The sequence below is a fragment of the Nocardioides lentus genome, from assembly GCF_039529515.1.
GTDB lineage: Bacteria > Actinomycetota > Actinomycetes > Propionibacteriales > Nocardioidaceae > Nocardioides > Nocardioides lentus.
The window spans coordinates 412,988-434,029 of the sequence record NZ_BAAAMY010000005.1 but is presented as its reverse complement, the minus strand read 5'-3'; the positions used below and the strand labels follow the sequence as shown (position 1 = coordinate 434,029).

Genomic DNA, 21,042 nt, shown 5'->3' with positions numbered 1-21,042 from the left:
TCGCCCACGGTGAGGTGGTGCGGGTGAGTCAGCCGGCGGCGGTGAAGCCGGTGAGCCCGCGCTTGGAGCGGATCCGCTGGGCCAGCGTCGAGAAGACGAACGACGCGAGCATGCCCAGCAGGAGGATGACGAGCATCAGCGCCAGCAGGTTGGCGGACTGGCCGTTGGTCGCCGCCTGGTTGAGCTGGGTGCCCAGGGCGGGCACCTCGGGGATCGACACGATGATCTCGCCGGCCAGCAGGCCGCGCCACGCGAACGCCCAGCCCTGGCTCAGCCCCGCGACGTACGACGGGAGCGCGGCGGGGATCACCACGTAGCGGTAGCGGCGCCAGCCACGGGCGCCGAGCATGTGCCCCGCGCGCAGGTACGCCGGGGGCACGTCGTCGATGCCCGAGATGATGCCGTTGGCGATCGAGGGGATCGCGCCCATCAGGATCACGAAGTAGATCGCGGAGCTGTCGAGCCCGAACAGCAGGATCGCGAACGGGAACCACACGATCGAGGGCATGGTCTGCAGACCGGTGATCATCGCCCCGATGGCGTTGCGCAGCGGGCGCCACTGCGACACCGCGATGCCCAGCGCCGTGCCGATCACCAGCGACAGCAGGAAGCCCTGGATGCCGCGCATCACGGTGTTCTGCACGCCCAGCCAGAAGCTGAACGGGCCGTTGCCGGTGACCACGAACCAGAGCCGCTCGATCGTCTGCGCGGGGGAGGCGAACCGGTAGTCCGGCTTCCACCCGGAGGCGTAGATCAGCTGCCAGAGCACGATCACGATGAGGACCGCGACCACCTTGGGCCAGACGGCGGACAGGACGGCCCGCCCGCGGCCCGACGACGCGGGGGTGGCGGCCGAGCCGGCGCCGGGGGCGGCGGTGGTCGTGGGGCGCTCGGTCACGTCAGCGGACATGGCGGGCCACCTCGTTCTTCAGCTCGTCGGTCATGTGGGCCGCCTGCTCGGTCAGCAGCGGGTCGTCGAGGTGGCGCGGACGGGGCAGGGTGACCGGGTAGACCTGCTTGACCCGGCCGGGCCCGGACTCCATCAGCACCGTGCGGTCCGAGAGGCGCGCGGCCTCGCGGACGTTGTGGGTCACGAACATGACCGTGAGGCCGAGCTCGGACCACAGCGACTCGATCTCGTCGTGCATCGCGTCGCGGGTCATCGCGTCGAGGGCGGCGAACGGCTCGTCCATGAGCACGATGTCCGCGTCCTGGGCGAGCACCCGCGCCAGCGCGCCGCGCTGGCGCATGCCGCCCGAGAGCTCGTGGGGGCGACGGTCGCCGCGCCCCCCGAGGCGGACCTTGGCGAGCAGCTCGCTGACCCGCGGCTTGCGCTCCGCCTTGGCCACGCCGTTGAGGCGCAGCGCGAGGTCGACGTTCTGGGCCAGCGTCAGCCACGGGAACAGCGTGGCCTCCTGGAACATGAACGCGATCCGCTTGCCGTGGGTGTCGACGGTGCCGGAGGTCGGCTTGTCGAGGCCGGCGACCAGGTTGAGCAGCGTCGACTTGCCGCAGCCCGAGGCGCCCAGCAGGCACACGAACTCGCCCTGCGCCACGGAGAGGTCGACGTCCTTGAGCGCGACGACCTGCTCGGAGCCGCTGCCGAACACCTTCGACACGCCGCGGACGTCGACCGCCGGGGCGGGCGCCGCACCGGGCGTCGCACCGGGTGCCGCCGCCGGGGCGGCACCCTGCTCGCGCACGTGGGACCCGAGGCTGCTCACGGGGTCTCGATCTCCGGCTCGCCGGCCTCGGCGAGCACCTCGTTGAGGAGGGTCAGGTCGTAGATGTCGGTGACCGGCGGGGCGTCGTCGAGGCCCTCGAGCAGGTCGACCCCGGCGGCGTCGGTGGCGTCCTCCTCGAGGCTGGCGGCGATGGGGTCGTTGGTGAACTCGAGGTTGCCCCACGCCTCGGCGAGGACCTCGGGCTCCAGGGGCGCGTCGGTGAGGCGGGTCACGGCGGCGCCGACCTCGTCGCGGGCGGTGTCGGAGTCGGAGGCGATGAAGTCGTTGGCGGCCACGGTGGCCTCGAGCACGGCCTTCACCTGGTCGGGGTTCTCCTCGAGGAACTCGGCGTTGACGAGGAGGTGGGTGGTGACGAACTGGCCGTCGGTCTCGGGCCAGATGTCGGCCTCGTCCACGAGCACCTGGCCGCCCTCGGCGACGAGGATGCTGGCCCAGGGCTCGGGCACCCAGGCGCCGGCGATGTTGCCGTCGCGGAACTCGTTGACCGCGACCGGGTTGTCGGTCGGCACGATGTTGATGTCGCCGCCGCCCTCGAGGTCGGTCTCGAAGCCCTCGTCGGCGAGGTAGGCGCGCGCGGCGACGTCCTGCGTGTTGCCGAGGCTGGGGGTGGCGACCCGCTCGCCGCGCAGGTCCTCCAGCGAGGTGATGTCGTCCTGGACGACGAGGGCCGCACCGCCCGACGCGGCGCCGGAGACGACCCGCACGGAGTCGGGACCCTGGGTGAAGGCGGTCAGGGCGGGGCCGGGGCCGATGAAGCTCATGGCCAGCGAGCCGTCCTGGACGGCCTGGTAGGCGTCCGTGCCGGAGTTGAAGTCCTGGTAGCCGGGCTCGGCGTCGACCTCGGCCAGGCGGTCCTCGAAGTAGCCCTCCTCCTGCGCGACGATCGCGGTCGCGTGGGTGATGTTGGGGAAGTAGCCGATGAGGACCTCCTGGCGGTCGCCGCCCTCGCCACCGTCGTCGCTGCCACCGGTGGTGGCCTCGGCGCACCCGGTGAGCGCCGCGGCGGCCAGCAGGGAGAGGGCGGTCAGACGGACCGTGGTGGTGGATCGCATGGGGTTCCTTCGGTGGTGTGGGTCGGCCGGCGTCGCCGGTCAGCAGGGTTCGACAGGCCCGAGAACGACCCGATCCTAACCACACTGAGTCAATAGAGTTGACTAGGCCCACCGGGTTGAGCGAATTCATAGGTGGAGGTGCCGTGGAGGGCTGGGAGCGTGGAGCGGTCGGGCTCGTCGCGGGCTTCGTCATCGCCGTCGTCACGAGCCCGGTGGGGGTGAGCGGCGCGGTGTTCCTGCTGCCCGTGCAGCTGACCGTGCTCGACGTCCCCAACCCCCGGCTGACCCCGACCAACCTGCTCTACAACGTCGTGTCCGGACCCGGTGCGCTGCTGCGCTACCTGCGGCAGAAGCAGGTCGACGCGGCCCTCGTGCGCACGTTGAGCCTGGGTTCGCTGCCGGGGGTCGTGATCGGCGCGGTGCTGCGGGTGCACGTGGCCAGCGACCCCACCGTCTTCCGCGTGATCGCCGCCGCGGTGTTGCTGCCGACCGGGCTGCTGGTGCTGCGGCGGCACCCGATCCGCCCGCGCCGGGGTGCAGACCCCGGCACGGGCCCGTCCGCGCGCACCGTCACGCTGCTCGCCTTCGGCACCGGGGTGGTCGGTGGCATGTACGGCATCGGCGGCGGCTCCCTGCTCGCCCCGCTGCTCGCCGGTCTCGGCGCGACGATGGCGCTGGTCGCTCCCGCGGCCCTGGCCAGCACCTTCCTCACCTCGGTCGTCGGCGTCGTCGCGTTCTGGCTGCTCTCCCTGGGGAGCCCGGGCGCCACGATCTCCCCCGACGTCGGCCTGGGCGTCGCCGCGGGCGTCGGCGGGCTCCTCGGCGGGTACGTCGGGGCGCGCCTGCAGCCGCGGCTGCCCGAGCGGTTCCTGCGCGACCTGCTCGGCGTGCTCGCGGTCCTGCTCGCCGTGTCCTACCTCGTGCAGGCGGTGACCGCCCGGTGAGCACCCCGCCCCTGGACCCGCCCCTGGACCCGCCCCTGGACCCGCCCCTCGACCCGCCCCTCGACCCGACGCCGGTCAGCCAGGCGCTGCGCGAGACGGCGGGGGCGCTGCGGGCCGCGACGGAGTCCGTCGTCCGGCCGCTCGGCCTCAGCCTCGCCCAGTACTCGTGCCTCGCGGTGCTGCACCGCGAGCCGGGGGCCTCGGGCGCCGACGTCGCACGGGCCACCCACGTGACCCGGCAGTCGGTGCACGTGCTGCTGCGCTCGATGGAGCTGGAGGGCCTCGTGGAGCGGGGACGGTCCGTGGGGCGGGCGCTGTCCTGGCGCCCCACACCCCTCGGGCGGCAGCGGCTGCGTGAGGCCGAGGCCGAGGTGCGCCGCCTCGACGCGGCAGTGCTGCGCTCCCTCGACGGGACGCAGCGACGGACGCTGCGCGGGCTGCTCGAGGCGTGCGCGGAGTCCCTCGACGGGGCCACGCCGTCCGGCGGACCGTCGTAGGACCGCGGCTCCCGGTCGGTGTCGGCCGTTCGGGGGTCGCGGCGCCCCGGCGAGCCCTACCGTTTGCTCGTGAGCCCCAGACGTCGGTTGTCGACCTCGTGGGCGATCGCGCTGGTCGGCGTCACCTTCGTGGCCCTGGGCTTCTGGCGGGTCGCCATCGAGTCGGTGCGCAACCCGCTGCCGGCGTTCGTCTTCGGCGCGGTCTTCATCGCGATGGGCCTGGCCGGCGTCCTCCGCGAGCGGCTGCTGCGACGGGGCCGGTGACGGGGCCGGTGACGGGGCGGCGTCGCGCCCGTACGATCGTCGCGTGACCGGCCTGACGAGCGTGCTGCTGACGCTGGTGCCGTCCCTGACGGCCCTGGCGGAGCCGACGCTGCCGGCCGTGGTCCTCGCGCTGGTCGTCGCCGCGCTGTGCTGGCAGGGCACCTCGGTGCGCCTCGCCCACGGCCACCTCGCCGTCCTCGCCCCGCGCACGTCGTACGACGACCGGTCGCGGGCGCGCGGCCGTGTCACCGACACCGTGCACCACCCGCTGCGACCGCGGGCTCCCGGACTCGCCTGAGCGACCTCAGGTCCGTCCACCGTGCCCGGCGTGAGCCGGGCCGACCGCCCGTCGGCGACCGCCGACGCGAAGGAGCCCCGCCGTGTCCGTGCTCGACCCGCTCTCCCACGCCCTCGCCGCCGTCGTGGCGGCCGCCCACGACGGCCTGACCGCGCTCGGGGCCGACGCCGGCTCCGGGACCACCTGGGTGCTGTCCATCGCCGCCGTCGTCGTCGCCGTCCGCACCCTGGTCCTGCCGCTGGCCGTGCACGGTGTGCGTCTCGCCCACGCCAACGCGCGGGCCCGCCCGCAGCTGCGCGAGCTGTCGAAGAAGTACCAGGGTCGCAAGGATCCCGACGCGGCCCGGGCCTTCATGGAGGAGCGGCGCGCGATCGCCGCCGAGCACGGGGTCTCGCGGTGGGGCTGCCTGCCGATGCTGGTGCAGGTGCCGGTGTGGATCGCGCTCTACCACCTGCTGCGCGACGTCTCCGCCGGCCGCGCGGTGGGCCTGATGGGCGCCGACCAGGTCGCGTCGCTGCGGGAGGCGACGATCGGCGGGGTGCCGCTCGCGTCGTCCGGCTACCTCGGCGCCGGCGCCGAGCACGTGGCGGTCGTGGTCGGACTCGCCGCCACCGCCGCGCTGCTGTCCTTCGCCACCCAGCACTGGCTGGTGCGCCAGAACATGGTCCTCGTCGACGTCCCCGAGGCGATGCTCAGCGCCCAGCGGATGATGCCCGTCCTCTCGGCCGGCGGGATGCTGCTCGCCGGCGGCGTCGTGCCCGTCGCGCTGCTCGTCTACTGGGTCTGCAGCCAGGTCTGGACCGCCGCCCAGTCCGCGGTGGTCTGGCGCTTCTTCCCGACCCCCGGCTCGCCCGCCGCGCAGCGGTTCGCCCCGACGCCCGCGTGAGCGGCACGCGCGTGCTGCGCGCGGACGACCCGGAGGCGTCGGTCCTGCGGGAGGGGGGCTGGCGGGTCGTGGCGGAGTCCTGGGGCGCGCGGCTGCGCCTGGGCGACCCGCCGGACCCGCTGGACCTCGCCCGGCTGCGCGGCCTCGTGGCGACCGCCGCCGACGCCGGGTACGACGTCCGCGAGCTCACCGCCGCCGACCGGCCCGCGGTCGCGGGGCTGGAGGCCGCGACGGCCGCGGACTACCCGTCGACCCCGGCGACCGACGCTCCCGCCCGGACCGTGGACCGGCTCGCGGAGCTCGGCGTGCGCTGCTTCGGCGCCCGGGCCGAGGGGCGCCTCGTCGCGGTGACGGCGGTGCTCGGGGGCTCCGAGCGCGTGGAGACCGAGTTCACCTCGGTGGCCGTCGACCACCGCCGGCGCGGCCTGGCCACCGCGGTGAAGGCGGCGTCGGTGCTGGCGCTGGCCGACGAGGGCCACCGGCTGTTCGGGACCGGGGGTGCCGCGGTGAACGCCGGGAGCCTGGCGATGAACGCGGCCGTGGGCTACGAGGTCACCGAGCGCTGGCTCAGCCTCCGGCGCCCGGAGTGAGCCGGGGCCCGGGCTCGTGGGCCGTCCCACGGGTGGTCGCCCCCGTCCGGGTCGAGTTGTGGCCCCGGGTGCCACGGGGCAGGGTGGGGCGATGACCTCGCGCACGCCACGCCTGCTGCTGGGCGCCACCGTCCTCGCCGCCCTCCTCCTCGCGCCGACGGGCGCGGCGACCGCCGCCCCCGACGCGCGGGCGACCGGCGGGACCGCGTCCGCCGAGGCGGCGGGTCCCGCCGCGGTGTTCCTCACCCATAACGTGGCCGGACGGCTCCAGAACGAGGGTCGCACCGACCCCGTCGCCGCCGACCTCGTGCGGGCCGTGCGGTCCCGCACCAACGTGCAGGGCGGGGTGCTGCAGGAGATCTGCGCCAACCAGGCCCGGGTGGCCGACCGTCGGCTGAGCGGCTTCCGGATCCACTTCTTCGCCACCGGCGTGCGCTGCGCCTCCGGCGCGGCGTTCGGCAACGCGGTCCTGCTGCGCAACGGGCCGGTCGTGCGCAACAAGGTCGCGCTCCCCGGCGACAACTCGCGCATCGTCGGGTGCGCGACGAAGAAGTCACCCCGGCTGGCGGTCTGCAGCACCCACCTCGTCGCGGCGCGCGACGACGGCGCCGTGCGCCGCCAGCAGGGCGCCAGGGTCGCGCAGGTCGCGGCCGGCTACGTGCGTCGCGGCTTCCCGACGTTCGTGGGCGGCGACTTCAACGACACCCCGACGGCCGACACCCTCGACCCGCTCTACCGTCGGGCCTACGGGGGCGGCGCCCGCGGCGTGTTCACCGAGAGCAACGGCTGCTGCGGCCGCAGCGGCACCCCCACGCTGGGGACCGCGAAGTTCGACTACGGCTTCGCGTCGGCGAAGTGGCGGGTCGTGCGCAGCTGGGTCGGCGACGCGTCGTCGAGCGACCACGACCGGCTCTGGACGGTCCTGCGCCGCCGCTGACGATGACCGTGGTGCGGCGGGCCGGTCAGCCGGTCGGCCCGAACTGCTCGACTCGGACGACGTCGCTGCGCACGCCCGTCTCGGCGAGCAGGCGCACGGCGTACGACGCGAAGCCGGGGGAGCCGCACACGTAGGCGCGCTCGACGCCCTCGACGAGCGGCGCCACCTCGTCGGGGTACGGCGTGGCCGCGACGCGCCCACCGAGGTTCTCGCGGGTGGTGGCCACGAAGGCGCCGTGCGCGAGCAGCTCGTCGGCGTACGGCAGCTCGGCGAGGGTGCGCGTCACCGCGACCACCCGCAGCCGCTCCAGCACGCCGAGGCGGGCGGCGTGGCGGACCATCGCCACCACCGGCACCACCCCGGAGCCGCCGACGACGGCGATGCTGGGCGTGCGGCCGCCCCACGTGAACCAGCGTCCGACCGGACCCCTCAGCTCCACGACGTCGCCGACGCGCGCCTCGTCGTGGAGGTGGCCCGAGACCTCGCCGTCGGGCAGCGCCTCGACGCACAGCTCGAGCCGGTCGTCGTCGGGCGCGGAGGCGATCGAGTAGGAGCGCTGCGCGGTGTAGCCGTCCTCGGCCCGCAGCCGCAGGACGCAGTGCTGGCCCGCGCGGTGCGCGAACGGCTCGGCCACGTCGAGGCGCAGCCGCACCACCCGGCCCTCGCGCGTCAGCTCGGCGACGGTGCCGGTGGTCCAGGCGCCCGGCGCGACGCGCCGGTCGGTGTGCTCGCCCACCGGCTCAGGCGTCGCCCTGGTAGCGCTGCTCGAGCCACGGGTCGCCGCGGTCGTGGTAGCCGTTGCGCTCCCAGAAGCCGGGCCGGTCGACGGCGGTCAGCTCGAGGCGGGAGACCCACTTGGCGGACTTCCAGAAGTACAGGTGCGGCACCAGCAGCCGGAGCGGACCGCCGTGCTCGGGCGGCAGCGGGCGGCCCTCGTGGTCCCACACGACCCACGCGCGGGAGCCGGTGACGTCCGCGAGGGGGAGGTTGGTGGTGTAGCCGGTGACCGACTCGGCCACCACGTGGCGCGCCTCGTCGAGCGGCCCGGCTGCCCCGAGGAGGACGTCGAGGGAGACGCCGGTGAAGCGGGTGCCGAGCTTGGACCAGCTCGTGACGCAGTGGATGTCGCCGGCGTACGTCGAGGTCGGCAGGGCGCGGAGCTCGGCCAGGGTCCAGGTGGTGGGGGACGCGACCAGACCGGCGACGGTCAGCTCGACCTGGTCCTCGCGCAGGTGGGGCTCGGCCTCGGCGGTCAGCACGGGCCAGAGCCCACCCACGTCGTGCTGGCCGGGCGGGAGCTGGCCGTCGCGGGAGGCGGGCCGCCGGCGGCCGGTGAATCCGCGGGTGACGGGAGGCATGTCCCCATCCTCCCTCACCCGCCGACCTGTCACGAGCTCCCGGCGGGTCGACCCAGGGTGACGGGCAGGGTGGCCCAGCCGCGCAGGATCCGCGTACGACGGCGGCACCGCCCGGGCGCGAGGGTCAGGTCGGGGTAGCGCTCGACGAGGGCCCGCAGCCCGACCTCGCCCTCCATCCGGGCGAGCGCGGCGCCCAGGCAGTAGTGGCGACCCGAGGAGAAGGAGACGTGGTCGCGGGCGTTGGACCGGGCGACGTCGAAGCGGTCGGCGTCGGCGAACACGTCCGGGTCGCGGTTGGCGCCGGCCAGGAAGGTCGTGACCACCTCGCCGCGGCGCACCCGCTCGCCGGCGACGGTGGTGTCGCGCACGGCCACGCGGCCGGTCAGCAGCACCGGCGGGTCGAGGCGCAGCGCCTCGTCGACCGCGTTGGGCCACAGCTCGGGCTCGGCCCGCAGCCGGGCGAGCTGGTCGGGGTGCTCACGCAGGAGCACCGCGCCGTTGCCGAGCAGGTTGACGGTGGTCTCGAAGCCGGCGGCCAGCACCAGGCCCGCGGTGGCCTCCAGCTCGGCGTCGGTGAGCCCGACGCCGTCCTCCTGCTCGGCCACCAGCCTGCTCATCAGGTCGTCGCCGGGGTGGTCGCGCAGCGCCGCGAGGTGCGAGGCGAGCCAGTCGCGGAACTCGGCCAGCGACCGCTCGACGTGGCGGAACTCGCGGAAGCCGAGCCCGATGTCGAGGCTCGGCGCCGCGGCCGCGCCGAACTCCAGCACGCGCTCGCGCTCGGCGAGGGGCACGCCGAGGATCTCGGCGATCACCGTCACCGGGAGCAGCGCGCAGTAGTGCTCGACCAGGTCGACCCGCCCGTGGGCGTCGGCGTGCGACGGCAGCTCGTCGAGCAGCTGCGCGGCGATCTCCTCGGTGCGGCTGCGCAGCGCCTCGACCGCCCGCACCGAGAAGACCCGCGTCACGAGCTTGCGGTAGCGGGTGTGCGACGGCGGCTCGCTGACCAGCAACGACGGGGGCAGCAGCGGTCCGAGCTGGCTGGTGTCCTTGGCCCACGCGCCCAGGCGCGCGAAGGGTCCCTGCTCGATGTCGAAGACGCCGGTCGCGAAGTCGTTGCTGCCCAGCACCTCGCGCACCGTCGGCAGCGAGGCGGTGAGCCGCACGAACTTCGCCCGGTGCAGCGGTCCGCCGGCGCGCGCGGCGTCGGCGATCTCCTGCAGGCGGGTCTCGCTCGCGGAGACCTCGTGCTCCAGCAGCTGGCCCTGCAGGTCGCCGCGACGACCCGCCGTACGCATGGCGCGGGAGGGCAGCGCGTGACCCAGGACCCAGCGAGCGGTGGGGCGCAGCAGGGTGTCGGCGGGGCTCATGACCCAGTTGTACTCGGAACGGGTGTGCACCGACAGTGACCGGCGGCACAACCGTGCCGCCGGTCACCGCCGGTCACCGCCGGTCACCCGCGGGGGTCCGGTCGGCTCAGGCCGTGTGGTGCACCTCGGGCATGCCCCACACGGGGGTGTCGAGGCCCTCGAAGCGCGCCTTGAGCTGCAGCGCCAGGTAGAGCGAGTAGTGGCGCGACTGGTGGAGGTTGCCGCCGTGCATCCAGAGGTTCTCGACGTGGGTCGGCTTCCACATGTTGCGCTGCTCGCCCTCCCAGGGACCGGGGTCCTTGGTGGTGTCCGAGCCCAGGCCCCAGCACTTGCCGAGGGCGTCGGCGGTCTCCTGGTCGACGATCTCCGCGACCCACCCGTTCATCGAGTCGTAGCCGGTCGCGAAGACCACGAGGTCGGCCGGCAGCTCCGTCCCGTCCTCGAGCACGACCGCGTCCTCGGTCAGGCGCACGACCTGGCCGTGGGCCAGCTTCACCTCCCCGTCGGCCACGAGCTCGGCGGCGCCGACGTCGATGTAGTAGCCGGAGCCGCGGCGCAGGTACTTCATGAACAGCCCCGACCCGTCGTCACCCCAGTCGTGACGGAAGCCGGCCTTCTCGAGGCGGTCGTAGAAGTCCTTGTCGCGCTCCGCCATCTGCTCGTAGGCCGGGATCTGGAAGCGGTGCAGGATTCGGTAGGGGAGTGACGCGAAGGTCATGTCCGCCTTCTCGGTCGTCATGCCCGCGTCGAGGGCCCGCTCGGAGTAGAGGTCGCCCAGGCCGATGTCCATCAGCGAGTCGGACTTCACGATGTGGGTCGACGAGCGCTGCACCATGGTCACGTCGACGTCGTTCTCCCACAGCGCGCCGCAGATGTCGAAGGCGCTGTTGTTGGAGCCGATGACCACGGCCTTCCTGCCGCGGTACGCGTCCGGACCGGGGTGGGCGGAGGAGTGGTGGACGTCGCCGGCGAAGACGTCGGTGCCCTCCACCTCGGGCATCCGCGGGCGCCCGGACATGCCGGTCGCGAACACGACGTGCTTCGGGGTGAGCACCAGCGGCTTGCCCTCGCGCTCCACCTCGACGTGCCACTCGCCGCGGGCCTCCTGCCACTCGGCGGAGACGGCCTTGGTGGAGGACCAGTACGGCACCTCCATGATCCGCACGTACGACTCGAGCCAGTCGCCGATCTTGTCCTTCGGCGCGAAGACCGGCCAGTTGTCGGGGAACTTCAGGTAGGGCAGGTGGTCGTACCAGACCGGGTCGTGCAGGCACAGCGACTTGTAGCGGCTGCGCCACTGGTCGCCGGGCCGCGGGTACTTGTCGATCACCAGGCTCGGCACGCCGAGCTGCCGCAGGCGGGCGCCGAGCGCGATGCCGCCCTGGCCGCCGCCGATGACCAGCACGTAGGGCTGCGTGGTCGACCCGAGGGTCTCGGCCTCCTCCTGGCGCTGCTCGGCCCAGGTCTTCCGCTCCTTGTTGGCGCCGTGCTCGGCGCCCATCGGGCGGTGGGTGCCGCGCGGCTCCTCATGGCCCTTCAGCTCGTACATCGAGGTCAGCAGCGTGAACGCCTTGTCCGCGCCGTCCTCCTGGACGAGGCGCAGCAGGCCCCAGCCGCGGCCGACCGCGGTCTCGAACGAGATCCAGGCGGTGACGACGCCGTCGGCCTCGGTCGCGGGCTCCGAGGTGGCCCAGCCCGCCGGCGCCGTGCGCCCGAGGTTGTCGCGGAGCAGCGCCGCCACGCCCGCCGGGTGCTCGACGGTCGTGATGTTCCAGGTGAAGGCGATCAGGTCGCGCCAGTAGCTCTCGGCGGCGAACATGCCCGACGCGCGGTCGACGTCGCCGGCGGTGAGCGCCCCGCCGAACGCCGAGAGCCACGCCTCGGCGCGTGCGGTCGCGGCGTCGACGCCCTGCTCCTCGGTGGTCGCCGGGCGTTCCAGCGTCTCCGTCATGTGCCCTCCTCGATGGGCCCGGCCGTGCGGTGCGCACGGGTGTGGTCGGGCTCACACACAACACGGGTCCGCCGACGTCGAGGAAGGGTTGCAACGGGTTGCAGTCGCCGGTTGCGGACTGTGGTGCCGATCACAGCCGCGTCGTACGCTGGCCGCCGAGAGGGCGGCCGGAGCGCGTCGGGATCGAGGTGTCATGCGGAGCGGACCGACGAGCGCGGTGCGACCCGGCACGGACCTCGGTCAGCACGCCCGCTCGCTGCGCCGCGTGCACGACGCCTTCATGGCCGGGGCCTCGACGCCGCCCGCGGCGCCGCGCCCGGTGGTGTCCCGGTCCTGGCAGCGGGTGCTCGACCTCGGGCTGGACCCCAGCCGCACCAACCCCCGCGGGCCGCTGCCCCGCGCCGAGCTCGAGCGCCGCCGCCGGGCGACACCGTTGTCGCTGGTGGTCGACGAGGTCCGCGCGGTGCTCACGAGCGTCGCCGACGCCTCGTCGTTCATCGTCGTCGTCACCGACACCGACGGCACGATCCTGTGGCGTGAGGGCGCCGCGGCGGTGCTGCGCCAGGCCGACCGGCTCGGGTTCACCGAGGGGGCGCGTGGACCGAGGGTGCGGTCGGCACCAACGCGATCGGCACGGCCCTCGCCGAGCAGGCGCCGGTGCAGCTGTTCTCCGCGGAGCACTTCGAGACCGACCAGCATCCCTGGTACTGCACGGCAGCCCCCGTCCACGACCCGCGGACGGGGGCGCTGCTCGGGGTCGTCGACGTCAGCGGCCCGGCGCTCACGCTGCACCCCGCGCTGATCGCGCTCGTCGACACCGCGACGCGGCTGGCCGAGTCGCAGCTGCTCCGCCACCACGAGGAGGGTCTGCGGCGGCTGCGTCGCTCCGCCGAGCACGTCCTCGCCGGGGTGTCGGGCCCGCACCTGCTCGTCGACGACCACGGCTGGGTCGCCCACCACGCCGGCGTCAGCGTGCGGGACCGCATCGCCGCGCCCGCCGAGCGGCGCGCCCTCGCCGTGCCGGGACTGGGCCTGTGCCTGCCCGAGCGGCTCTCCGAGGGCTGGCTGGTACGGCCCCGCGGCACCCCGATCGCCCTCGCCGCCACGCTGTCGCGCCACGACGGCCGGGCCGTCCTCGAGGTCGGCTCCGGACCGGGCACCGAGGCGTGGCGCTCGCCGCTCTCCCCCCGCCACGACGCCCTGCTGCGCGCCCTGGTCGCCGCCGGCCGCGACGGTCTGACGGCCGCGCAGCTCAGCGCCCGGCTCTACGGCGACGACGAGCACCGCGTCACCGTCCGCGCCGAGGTCTCCCGCCTGCGCCGCGTCGCCGGCGCCCTCGTCGCGACCACGCCGTACCGCATCGCCGACGGGGTCGCGCTCACCGTGCTCGACTGAGGCGGCCGAGCGCCGGCGCCCCTGGGTCGGGTCGTCATCGACCCGCGACCAGCGCCTCGAGCGCGACGCGGGCGGCGAGGGGCTCGCGACCCAGCGTCCGGGGCAGGGTCGGGTCGGTCACGTCGAACTCGCCGCGGCGTGCGGCGCGGTGGAAGCCGAGGGTGAAGTCCGCCGCCCCCGGGGGCACGCCGGCGGCGATCGCGGTCGCGCGCCAGTCGTCGTCGTCGACCACGACGCGGACGATCTCGGTGCCGGTGATCTCGGTGAGCAACCGGGCCACGTCGGCGAGGTCCAGGGCCCGTGAGGCGGTCAGCGGGGGTGTCGGGCCGTGCCCGGTGCCCCCGAGCGTGGAGCGGTCCGCGAGGGCGATCGCGGCAGCCTCGGCGAGGTCGGCGTGCGCCGTCCAGGACACCGGCCCGTCGGCCGGGGCCGCGAGGCGGCCGGTCGTGAGCGCGTCGCCGACGAAGAGGCCCAGCGAGCCGGCGTAGAAGCCGTTGCGCAGAGCGGTGAAGGGGACGCCCAGCCCCGCGAGGTGGGACTCGGTGGCCGCGTGGACGGGCTGGGCGGCGAACAGCGAGTCGGCGGCCGCGGCCTGGTGGCTGGTGTAGAGGACGCGCTCCGCCCCGGCGGCGACGGCGGCGTCGACGGCGACACGGTTGGCACGGCCGCCGTCGCCGCGGATCGCGGCGGAGACCACGAGCACCTGGTCCGCTCCCTCGAGGGCGTACCTGAGCGTGTCGGGCTCGGTGAAGTCCCCGGCTCGGACCCGGACACCCCTCTCGGCGAGGGCGCCGGCGCGGGCGGGGTCCCGCACGCTGACCCCCAGCTCCGCGGCGGGGATCCGCTCGAGGAGGTGCTCGACGATCTGCGAACCGAGGCGTCCGGTGGCGCCGGTGACGACGATCATGGGTCGACCCTTCTGTTGTCGATGATGTCCAGATCGAGTTAACGCTGATATCCGCTTGATAGCAAGATCTTGCTATCGTCGGTACGTGACGGGGAGCGGGACGGAGTCGTCGACCCGCGGGGTCGTGCTCGACGCCGCGGCCGGACTGCTGCGGGAGGTCGGCGCGGACGGCCTGACGACCCGTGCGGTGGCTCGCGCGGCCGGGGTGCAGGCCCCCACCCTGTACCGCCTGTTCGGCGACAAGGACGGCCTCGTCGACGCCCTCGCCGAGCACGTGATGGCGACGTACGTCGGCGCGAAGACGCGGGTGTCGGAGGAGGGGTCCGACCCGGTGGCCGGGCTGCGAGGGGCCTGGGAGGCCCACGTCGAGTTCGGCCTCGCGAACCCCGAGCTCTACGCCCTCCTCGGCCGTCGTCGGCCCGGCGGTCCGCCGTCGCCGGCGACCAGCGCCGGCATCGACGTGCTCCGCTCCCGCGTCCGACGCATCGCCGCGGCCGGTCGGCTGCGCGTCACCGTCGAGCGGGCGGTGACGATGGTGCACGCCGCCGGCCACGGCACGGTCCTCGCGCTGCTCGAGATGCCGGCGTCGGACCGCGACCCCGGCCTCGCGGCGGCGATGTACGAGGCGGTGGCCGACGCCGTGCTGACGTCCGCACCCGCGGTGGGCGACACGACGCCGCGAGCCGTGGCGCTCACCCTGGAGGCGGTCCTCGGCGAGCTCGACGGCCTCAGCCCGGCGGAGCGAGCGCTGATGGGGGAGTGGCTGACCCGGGTGACGGCCGCCCGGTGACGACCGGGGCGTCCCAGCGGTCGATCATCGCCTGCACGGTCTCCGGGCAGCGCTCGCCCCGGACGTCGACCCCGGTCAGTGCGGCATCGATGCCGGCGGTCTGCTGGGCGAGGAGCCCGGCCAGGGGGCACCTCCCGGCGCCCGGCTCTCGGCCGTGCTGGTGGGGTGGGTCCCCACGTGCGGGTGCGGCACCGCCACGCCGACGGCTCCCGCCCCGCGGCGTCGACGGCGTCAGCCGAGGTAGGTCAGCACGGGCACCTGGTGGTAGGTCGCCTCGCGGGCCCGCTCGAGGTCGGCGACGGTCGGCTCCAGGCCGGTCACGTCGCAGGCCATCGTGATCGCGACCAGGGTGGGGTCGGCCTCGGGCTCGACGTCGTCGGGGGCGTCGAGGTCGACCCACGCGGTGTCGAACAGCGGACGCAGCCGCGACGGGAGCGGCTGCTTCTCCTCGACCTCGACGAACGGGTACTCGGCGGCGTCGAACACCACCTCCCCGTCGGCCGCGCAGCCGAACCGGTCCTGCGCCTTGATGTTGCTGCGCGCGACCGCCGCGGACCCGCCGAACGACGAGAGGCGGGCGAGGACGTCGAGGCTGGGGTCGGCGTACCCGCTGTGCTCCAGCGCCAGGACGCCGCCGGCGATCTCGACCACCGCGTAGGCCGAGGCGTGGTCCCAGTCGACGTCGCCCAGGGCGGCCGGCTCGGGGCTCGCGCCCAGGGTGGTGAGCACCTGGTCGCGGGTCGCCCCGGCCACGAGGACGACGGTCAGCGCCTCCCAGTCGAGCTCCGCCTCGTCCAGGACGGCCTCGAGCTGCTCCGGGGTCACCATGGCCGCGACTCTAGCGACGGCCGCGGACACCGACGGGCCCGCGCGGGTTCCGCCGTTCGCCCACGCCGGGCGCGCGTCCTCCCTACGCTCGTCACACCCACCCGTCCGGGGTGGTGGCGCCAGCTCCCCCGCCTCGTCACCGCCGTCTCCCGAGGACCCCCATGCACCCCCCTGTCCCGACCGCCGCGTCCCGCGCTGCCCGCACCCGGCTCCGTGCGCGCGTCGCCCTGAGCGCCGCGGCCGCCCTCGCGCTGGCCGCGGTCCTCGCCCTGCCGACCGCCCTGCCCGCCGCCGCCTCCGAGGAGTCCGCGCCCGGTGCGGAGCAGGCGACGGTCGACCCCGCACGGCCCGAGCGGAGCCGCCCGAGCCCGACCGGCGCCCCCGCTCCCACCGCGGACCCGAGCCCCGCGCCCACGTCCGAGCCCACCACCGGAAACACCGACGGACCCACCGACGGGCCCACCGACGGGCCCACCGGCGGGCCCACCGACGGGACCGACGGGCCCACGCCCGGGGCCCCCGCCGGCGAGGAGCCGACGGGCCCCGCGCCGGCGGCACCGGTCGTCGCGGCGGGTCCCCGCTGCCCGGGCGGGGCCTGGGGCGCGACCCCGACGTCGGGCGCGCTGGACCCCGTCGGTGGCCAGAGGTACGGCGGGTCGCTGCTCGCCCCCGACGTCCTCGACCTGCGACTGCTCGACGACACCGGGACGCCGGCGGCACCGGTCGCCCGCGTCGCCCTGCCCGGCGCCCGGGCGGCGGGCGACGGCTCGGACGGGGGCGGGCTCGCCCTCGACGCCGCCGGTCACCTCTACGTCGTCGCGGCACCGGCCCCCGCCCCCGGCCGGAGCACGACGGCCCGGCTCTACCGCACCGTCACCCCGGTCGGCGCGCCCGGCGACGCCGGCCTGACGGCGGTGCCGGTGTCCGCCACGCGGGTCGACCGCCCGGTCGTCCGGATCGGCTTCGACACCGCGGGCCTGCTCCACCTCGTCCACGCCGACGGCTCCACCCGCGTGGACCCGGCCACGGGTCGCGTCGTGGACCGGCTGACGCCCGAGCAGGGTCAGGCGCTCGCCTGCGGCCGGGCCAGCCACGTCGAGCTCCGCCTCGTGGCCCGGCGGGGGGTCGACGCGACGGGCGCCCGCCCGGTCCTGCTCGGCCCCGGCCGGCCGGCCGGCGCCGCCACCACCGGCGCCGTCGTGCTGCCGGGCGGCACCTACACGTTGCGCGTCACGGGCCGCGACGCCGCCGGCGGGTCCGTCGACGTGCGGTGGAGCTGTCGCGACCAGGCCGGTCACCGCGTCCCGACCGTCGCCGGCACCTACACTCCGCCGGACCGCGCGTTCGGCTCGGTCGTCACCTGCACGGCCGTGCTGCGCCCCCGGCCCGACCGTGCCGCGCCCGCCCGCCCCACGGCCCGTCGTACGGGCGACCTGCTCACCGCCACCGGGCCCGTGGGCCGCATCGAGCGGTCCGCGAGGCGCCAGGACCCGGGCACCGGCGGGCTCGGGGGCGGCTTCCCGGGCCTCGGCGTCTCCGGCGGCATCGGCCGCGGCGACGACGACCCGACCGCCCCGACCGACGCCGACGAGACCCCCGACACCGCCGCCCGACCGCCGGCCGGGCTCGGGCTGGGCTCCTTCGGCACGACGGGCGCCCAGCAGCGACCGCGGGCCGCCGCCCCGGCGCGGGGAGCGGGCCCGGGAGCGGCCGCCGAGGACGACGGACCGCTCGACCCCGTGCTGCCGAACACCGGCGGCCCGTCCGCCGTCGCGCTCCCCGTCGGCCTCGGCGCGATCGTCGCCGGCGCCGTCCTGCTCACCCGCCGTCGTCGCCCGACCGGCAGCCCCTAGGGGGCGGCGGTCCCGACGGGGGCTCGTCGCCGGCGCTCCTCGCTGCTCGACGGCCTCCGGGCCCGCTGTCGAACACCGGAGGGGTTGTGGCTCGGCCGCCGGAGGGGGCGTGGCTCAGGTGGTGGCGGCGCGGTGGCTCTCGCGGAGCGCGAGGTAGGTCTCGGCGTTGTCGCGGACGCGCTCGCGCTCGGCCCCGGTGAGCTCGCGGCGCACGACGCCGGGGACGCCGGCGACCAGGGAGTGGTCGGGCACCTCGAACCCCTCGCGCACGACGGCCCCGGCGGCCACGAGGGCGCCGGCGCCGACGCGGGAGCGCGACAGCAGGCGCGACCCCATGCCCACGAGGGCGCCGTCAGCGACGGTGCACCCGTGGACCAGGGCCTGGTGACCGATCGAGACGCGCGCGCCGACGTGGACGCCGTCGGACCGGTCGGCGTGCACCACCGTGCCGTCCTGCACGTTGGAGTCCTCGCCGATGACGATCGGGTTGACGTCGGCGCGGAGGACGCAGCCGTACCAGACGCTCGCGCCCGCCTCGAGGGTCACGTCGCCCACCAGGACGGCGCCGGGGGCGACCCAGGCGTCGGGGTGGACGGTCGGGCGCCGGTCGCCGAGGGCGATGAGCGTCGCGCCCGTGGGGCCGGAGGCGGGCGGGTTCGCGGCGGGTGGTGTGGCCATGGGAACACCCTGCCAGCCCCCGGAGTTGAGCCAGGTGCGCTAAAGTTTCCGTAGTCGAACACGTGAGGGAGGGCGCATGAGCCAGTTCGGGGCCGACAGGTTCACGACGAAGGGTCGCGAGGCGGTCGAGGGCGCCCAGATCCTCGCCACCACCGGGGGCCACACGGCCGTCGAGCCGCTGCACCTGCTGGTCACGCTGCTGCGCGACCCCGAGGGCAGCACCCGGAGCCTGGTCACCCGCTCCGGCGTCGACCCGGCCGCGCTGCTGCGGGCCGCCGAGTCCGGCGTCGACGCGCTGCCCAGCGCCACCGGCAGCACGGTGCAGCGGCCCGCGGCGAGCGCCGCGCTGACCCGTGTGCTCGCGAAGGCGATCGACCTCGCGGCCTCGATGAAGGACGACTACGTCGCGACCGAGCACCTCCTCGTGTCGCTCGCGGCCGTCGACAGCCCCGCCCAGCGCGTCCTCGCCGAGTCGGGTCTCGACCAGCACGGCCTGGCCGAACAGCTCGTCGCGGTGCGCGGCAGCCGCCGCGTGACCAGCCAGGACGCGGAGTCGACGTACGAGGCGCTGGAGAAGTACTCCGTCGACCTGACCGCGGCCGCCGCCGACGGCTCTCTCGACCCCGTGATCGGCCGCGACGCCGAGATCCGGCGCGTGATCCAGGTCCTGAGCCGCCGCACCAAGAACAACCCAGTGCTCATCGGCGAGCCCGGCGTCGGCAAGACCGCCGTCGTCGAGGGCCTCGCGCAGCGCGTCGTCGACGGCGACGTCCCCGACTCGCTCAAGGGCCGCCGCGTCCTGTCGCTGGACCTCGCCGCGATGGTCGCGGGCGCGAAGTACCGCGGCGAGTTCGAGGAGCGCCTCAAGGCGGTCCTCGAGGAGATCAAGGACGCCGGCGGGCAGGTCATCACCTTCATCGACGAGCTCCACACCGTCGTCGGCGCGGGCGCCGGCGGCGACTCCGCCATGGACGCCGGCAACATGCTCAAGCCCATGCTCGCCCGCGGTGAGCTGCACATGGTCGGCGCGACGACGCTCGACGAGTACCGCGAGCGCATCGAGTCCGACCCCGCCCTCGAGCGACGCTTCCAGCAGGTCTACGTCGGCGAGCCCAGCGTCGAGGACACGGTGCAGATCCTGCGCGGCATCCAGGAGAAGTACGAGGCCCACCACGGTGTCCGCATCACCGACGCCGCCCTGGTCGCCGCCGCCGAGCTCTCCGACCGCTACATCACCGGGCGCCGGCTGCCCGACAAGGCCATCGACCTCGTCGACGAGGCCGCGAGCCGGCTGCGCATGGAGCACGAGTCCTCCCCGGAGGAGATCGACGTGCTGCGACGCCAGGTCGACCGGCTGACCATGGAGCAGTACGCGTTGGAGAAGGAGACCGACGACGCCTCCGCCGAGCGGCTCGAGCGGCTGCGCGCCGACCTCGCCGACAAGCAGGAGGAGCTGCGCGCGCTCGAGGCCCGCTGGGAGCGCGAGCGGCAGTCCCTCGAGGGCGAGGGCGAGCTGCGCAAGCAGCTCGACCAGCTGCGCATCGAGGCGGAGCGCCTCCAGCGCGAGGGCGACCTCGGCCGGGCCAGCGAGATCCTCTACGGCCGGATCCCCACCCTGGAGACGCAGATCGCCGAGGCCGCAGCGGCGGCGGACACCGCCCCCGAGGTCGAGCCGCTGGTGGGCGAGGAGGTCGGGGCCGAGCAGGTCGCCGACGTCGTCGAGGCCTGGACGGGCATCCCCACCGGCCGGCTGCTGGAGGGCGAGACCTCCAAGCTGCTGCGGATGGAGGACGTGCTCGGCGAGCGCCTGATCGGCCAGCGCGCGGCGCTGACGGCGGTCAGCGACGCCGTCCGCCGCTCACGGGCCGGCATCGCCGACCCGGACCGGCCCACCGGCTCCTTCCTGTTCCTCGGCCCCACCGGCACCGGCAAGACCGAGCTCGCCAAGGCGCTCGCGGACTTCCTCTTCGACGACGAGCGGGCGATCGTGCGGGTCGACATGAGCGAGTACTCCGAGAAGCACTCGGTCGCCCGCCTCGTCGGCGCGCCGCCCGGCTACGTCGGTCACGACGAGGGCGGCCAGCTCACCGAGGCCGTCCGCCGGCGCCCGTACGGCGTGGTCCTGCTCGACGAGGTCGAGAAGGCCCACCCGGAGGTGTTCGACATCCTGCTGCAGGTGCTCGACGACGGCCGGCTCACCGACGGCCAGGGCCGCACGGTCGACTTCCGCCACACCCTGCTGATCCTCACCAGCAACCTCGGCTCGACCTACCTGGTCGACCCGACGCTGTCGCCCGAGGCCCGTCAGGAGGCGGTGATGGGGGTCGTGCGGGGCTCCTTCAAGCCCGAGTTCCTCAACCGCCTGGACGAGATCGTCACCTTCGACGCGCTCACCCGCGAGGACCTGGTGCACATCGTCGACCTGCAGCTGGGCCTGCTCGAGCAGCGGCTCGCCGTCCGGCGGATCGCGATCACGGTGTCCGACGCGGCCACGGCGTGGCTGGCCGAGACCGGCTACGACCCGGCGTACGGCGCCCGTCCGCTGCGGCGCCTCGTGCAGTCCGCGATCGGGGACCCGCTGGCCCGGCTGCTCATCGCCGGCCAGGTCGCCGACGGCGCCGGCGTGGTCGTCGACCTCGCCGCGGACGGCGGCGGGCTCGTGGTCACCCCCGCCTGAGCGGGGGAAGGCCGGCCGGTGCGCG

At 75.3% G+C, this 21,042-nt stretch carries 21 protein-coding genes; 11 read left to right on the top strand and 10 right to left on the bottom strand.

Annotated elements, in window-relative coordinates; all coding sequences use genetic code 11:
* Positions 1-28: 28 nt before the first annotated feature.
* From ABD158_RS13015 to ABD158_RS13005, 3 genes are read right to left on the bottom strand one after another with little or no spacing between them, the layout of a single operon-like run.
* On the bottom strand, positions 29-910 hold the full coding sequence (locus ABD158_RS13015) for an ABC transporter permease (protein WP_344007828.1): 882 nt from the start codon (positions 908-910) through the stop codon (positions 29-31).
* A complete protein-coding gene (locus tag ABD158_RS13010; RefSeq protein WP_344007826.1) occupies positions 900-1,724 on the bottom strand; it encodes an ABC transporter ATP-binding protein in 825 nt (274 codons plus the stop codon). Before ABD158_RS13010 ends, ABD158_RS13015 begins: the two co-directional genes overlap by 11 nt.
* A complete protein-coding gene (locus tag ABD158_RS13005) occupies positions 1,721-2,797 on the bottom strand; it encodes an ABC transporter substrate-binding protein (RefSeq protein ID WP_344007824.1) in 1,077 nt (358 codons plus the stop codon). The genes ABD158_RS13010 and ABD158_RS13005 overlap by 4 nt, the downstream gene beginning before the upstream one ends.
* 116 nt (positions 2,798-2,913) lie before the next feature.
* On the opposite strand from ABD158_RS13005, the gene ABD158_RS13000 reads away from it, so the two are divergent.
* The 7 genes from ABD158_RS13000 to ABD158_RS12970 all read left to right on the top strand — a co-directional run bounded on the left by ABD158_RS13000 (position 2,914) and on the right by ABD158_RS12970 (position 7,213).
* Entirely contained in the window at positions 2,914-3,741 is an 828-nt protein-coding gene (locus ABD158_RS13000) for a sulfite exporter TauE/SafE family protein (RefSeq protein ID WP_344007822.1), read from the top strand.
* Entirely contained in the window at positions 3,738-4,238 is a 501-nt protein-coding gene (locus tag ABD158_RS12995) for a MarR family winged helix-turn-helix transcriptional regulator (protein ID WP_344007820.1), read from the top strand. The genes ABD158_RS13000 and ABD158_RS12995 overlap by 4 nt, the downstream gene beginning before the upstream one ends.
* A 69-nt stretch (positions 4,239-4,307) precedes the next feature.
* The gene (locus ABD158_RS12990; RefSeq protein ID WP_344007818.1) at positions 4,308-4,502 is read left to right on the top strand and encodes a hypothetical protein; all 195 of its coding nucleotides are present in this window, start codon (positions 4,308-4,310) and stop codon (positions 4,500-4,502) included.
* A 43-nt stretch (positions 4,503-4,545) separates the two neighbouring features.
* Positions 4,546-4,800, top strand: a complete 255-nt coding sequence (locus tag ABD158_RS12985) for a hypothetical protein (RefSeq protein WP_344007816.1) — start codon at positions 4,546-4,548, stop codon at positions 4,798-4,800.
* Between the two features lie 82 nt (positions 4,801-4,882).
* Entirely contained in the window at positions 4,883-5,686 is an 804-nt protein-coding gene (yidC, locus tag ABD158_RS12980) for a membrane protein insertase YidC (protein WP_344007814.1), read from the top strand.
* Entirely contained in the window at positions 5,683-6,276 is a 594-nt protein-coding gene (locus ABD158_RS12975) for a GNAT family N-acetyltransferase (RefSeq protein ID WP_344007812.1), read from the top strand. The genes yidC and ABD158_RS12975 overlap by 4 nt, the downstream gene beginning before the upstream one ends.
* Before the next feature lie 91 nt (positions 6,277-6,367).
* The gene (locus ABD158_RS12970; protein WP_344007810.1) at positions 6,368-7,213 is read left to right on the top strand and encodes an endonuclease/exonuclease/phosphatase family protein; all 846 of its coding nucleotides are present in this window, start codon (positions 6,368-6,370) and stop codon (positions 7,211-7,213) included.
* Between the two features lie 25 nt (positions 7,214-7,238).
* On the opposite strand, the gene ABD158_RS12965 is transcribed toward ABD158_RS12970, so the two are convergent.
* The 4 genes from ABD158_RS12965 to ABD158_RS12950 form a co-directional block, all read right to left on the bottom strand.
* Positions 7,239-7,949, bottom strand: a complete 711-nt coding sequence (locus ABD158_RS12965) for an FAD-binding oxidoreductase (RefSeq protein WP_344007808.1) — start codon at positions 7,947-7,949, stop codon at positions 7,239-7,241.
* Between the two features lie 4 nt (positions 7,950-7,953).
* Positions 7,954-8,571, bottom strand: a complete 618-nt coding sequence (locus ABD158_RS12960) for a sulfite oxidase-like oxidoreductase (protein ID WP_344007806.1) — start codon at positions 8,569-8,571, stop codon at positions 7,954-7,956.
* Positions 8,572-8,600: 29 nt separating this feature from the next.
* Complete coding sequence (locus ABD158_RS12955) at positions 8,601-9,938, bottom strand: cytochrome P450 (RefSeq protein WP_344007804.1); 1,338 nt, start codon at positions 9,936-9,938, stop codon at positions 8,601-8,603.
* 106 nt (positions 9,939-10,044) lie between these two features.
* A complete protein-coding gene (locus ABD158_RS12950) occupies positions 10,045-11,889 on the bottom strand; it encodes a flavin-containing monooxygenase (protein ID WP_344007802.1) in 1,845 nt (614 codons plus the stop codon).
* 627 nt (positions 11,890-12,516) lie between these two features.
* On the opposite strand from ABD158_RS12950, the gene ABD158_RS12945 reads away from it, so the two are divergent.
* A complete protein-coding gene (locus tag ABD158_RS12945) occupies positions 12,517-13,284 on the top strand; it encodes a helix-turn-helix domain-containing protein (protein ID WP_344008014.1) in 768 nt (255 codons plus the stop codon).
* Between the two features lie 34 nt (positions 13,285-13,318).
* Here ABD158_RS12945 and ABD158_RS12940 read toward each other — a convergent pair whose 3' ends face one another.
* Positions 13,319-14,191: an NAD(P)H-binding protein gene (locus ABD158_RS12940; RefSeq protein ID WP_344007800.1), complete on the bottom strand. Its 873-nt coding sequence runs from the start codon at positions 14,189-14,191 to the stop codon at positions 13,319-13,321.
* An 85-nt stretch (positions 14,192-14,276) separates the two neighbouring features.
* Here ABD158_RS12940 and ABD158_RS12935 point away from each other — a divergent pair, with 85 nt between their 5' ends.
* Positions 14,277-14,981, top strand: a complete 705-nt coding sequence (locus tag ABD158_RS12935) for a TetR/AcrR family transcriptional regulator (RefSeq protein ID WP_344007798.1) — start codon at positions 14,277-14,279, stop codon at positions 14,979-14,981.
* A 231-nt stretch (positions 14,982-15,212) separates the two neighbouring features.
* Here ABD158_RS12935 and ABD158_RS12930 read toward each other — a convergent pair whose 3' ends face one another.
* Positions 15,213-15,809: a DUF6461 domain-containing protein gene (locus tag ABD158_RS12930; RefSeq protein WP_344007796.1), complete on the bottom strand. Its 597-nt coding sequence runs from the start codon at positions 15,807-15,809 to the stop codon at positions 15,213-15,215.
* A gap of 161 nt (positions 15,810-15,970) precedes the next feature.
* On the opposite strand from ABD158_RS12930, the gene ABD158_RS12925 reads away from it, so the two are divergent.
* Entirely contained in the window at positions 15,971-17,662 is a 1,692-nt protein-coding gene (locus ABD158_RS12925) for an LPXTG cell wall anchor domain-containing protein (RefSeq protein WP_344007794.1), read from the top strand.
* Between the two features lie 114 nt (positions 17,663-17,776).
* On the opposite strand, the gene ABD158_RS12920 is transcribed toward ABD158_RS12925, so the two are convergent.
* Entirely contained in the window at positions 17,777-18,340 is a 564-nt protein-coding gene (locus ABD158_RS12920; protein WP_344007792.1) for a gamma carbonic anhydrase family protein, read from the bottom strand.
* Positions 18,341-18,416: 76 nt separating this feature from the next.
* Between ABD158_RS12920 and clpB the strand changes: the two genes are divergently transcribed.
* A complete protein-coding gene (gene clpB, locus ABD158_RS12915; RefSeq protein ID WP_344007790.1) occupies positions 18,417-21,017 on the top strand; it encodes an ATP-dependent chaperone ClpB in 2,601 nt (866 codons plus the stop codon).
* Positions 21,018-21,042 lie beyond the last annotated feature (25 nt).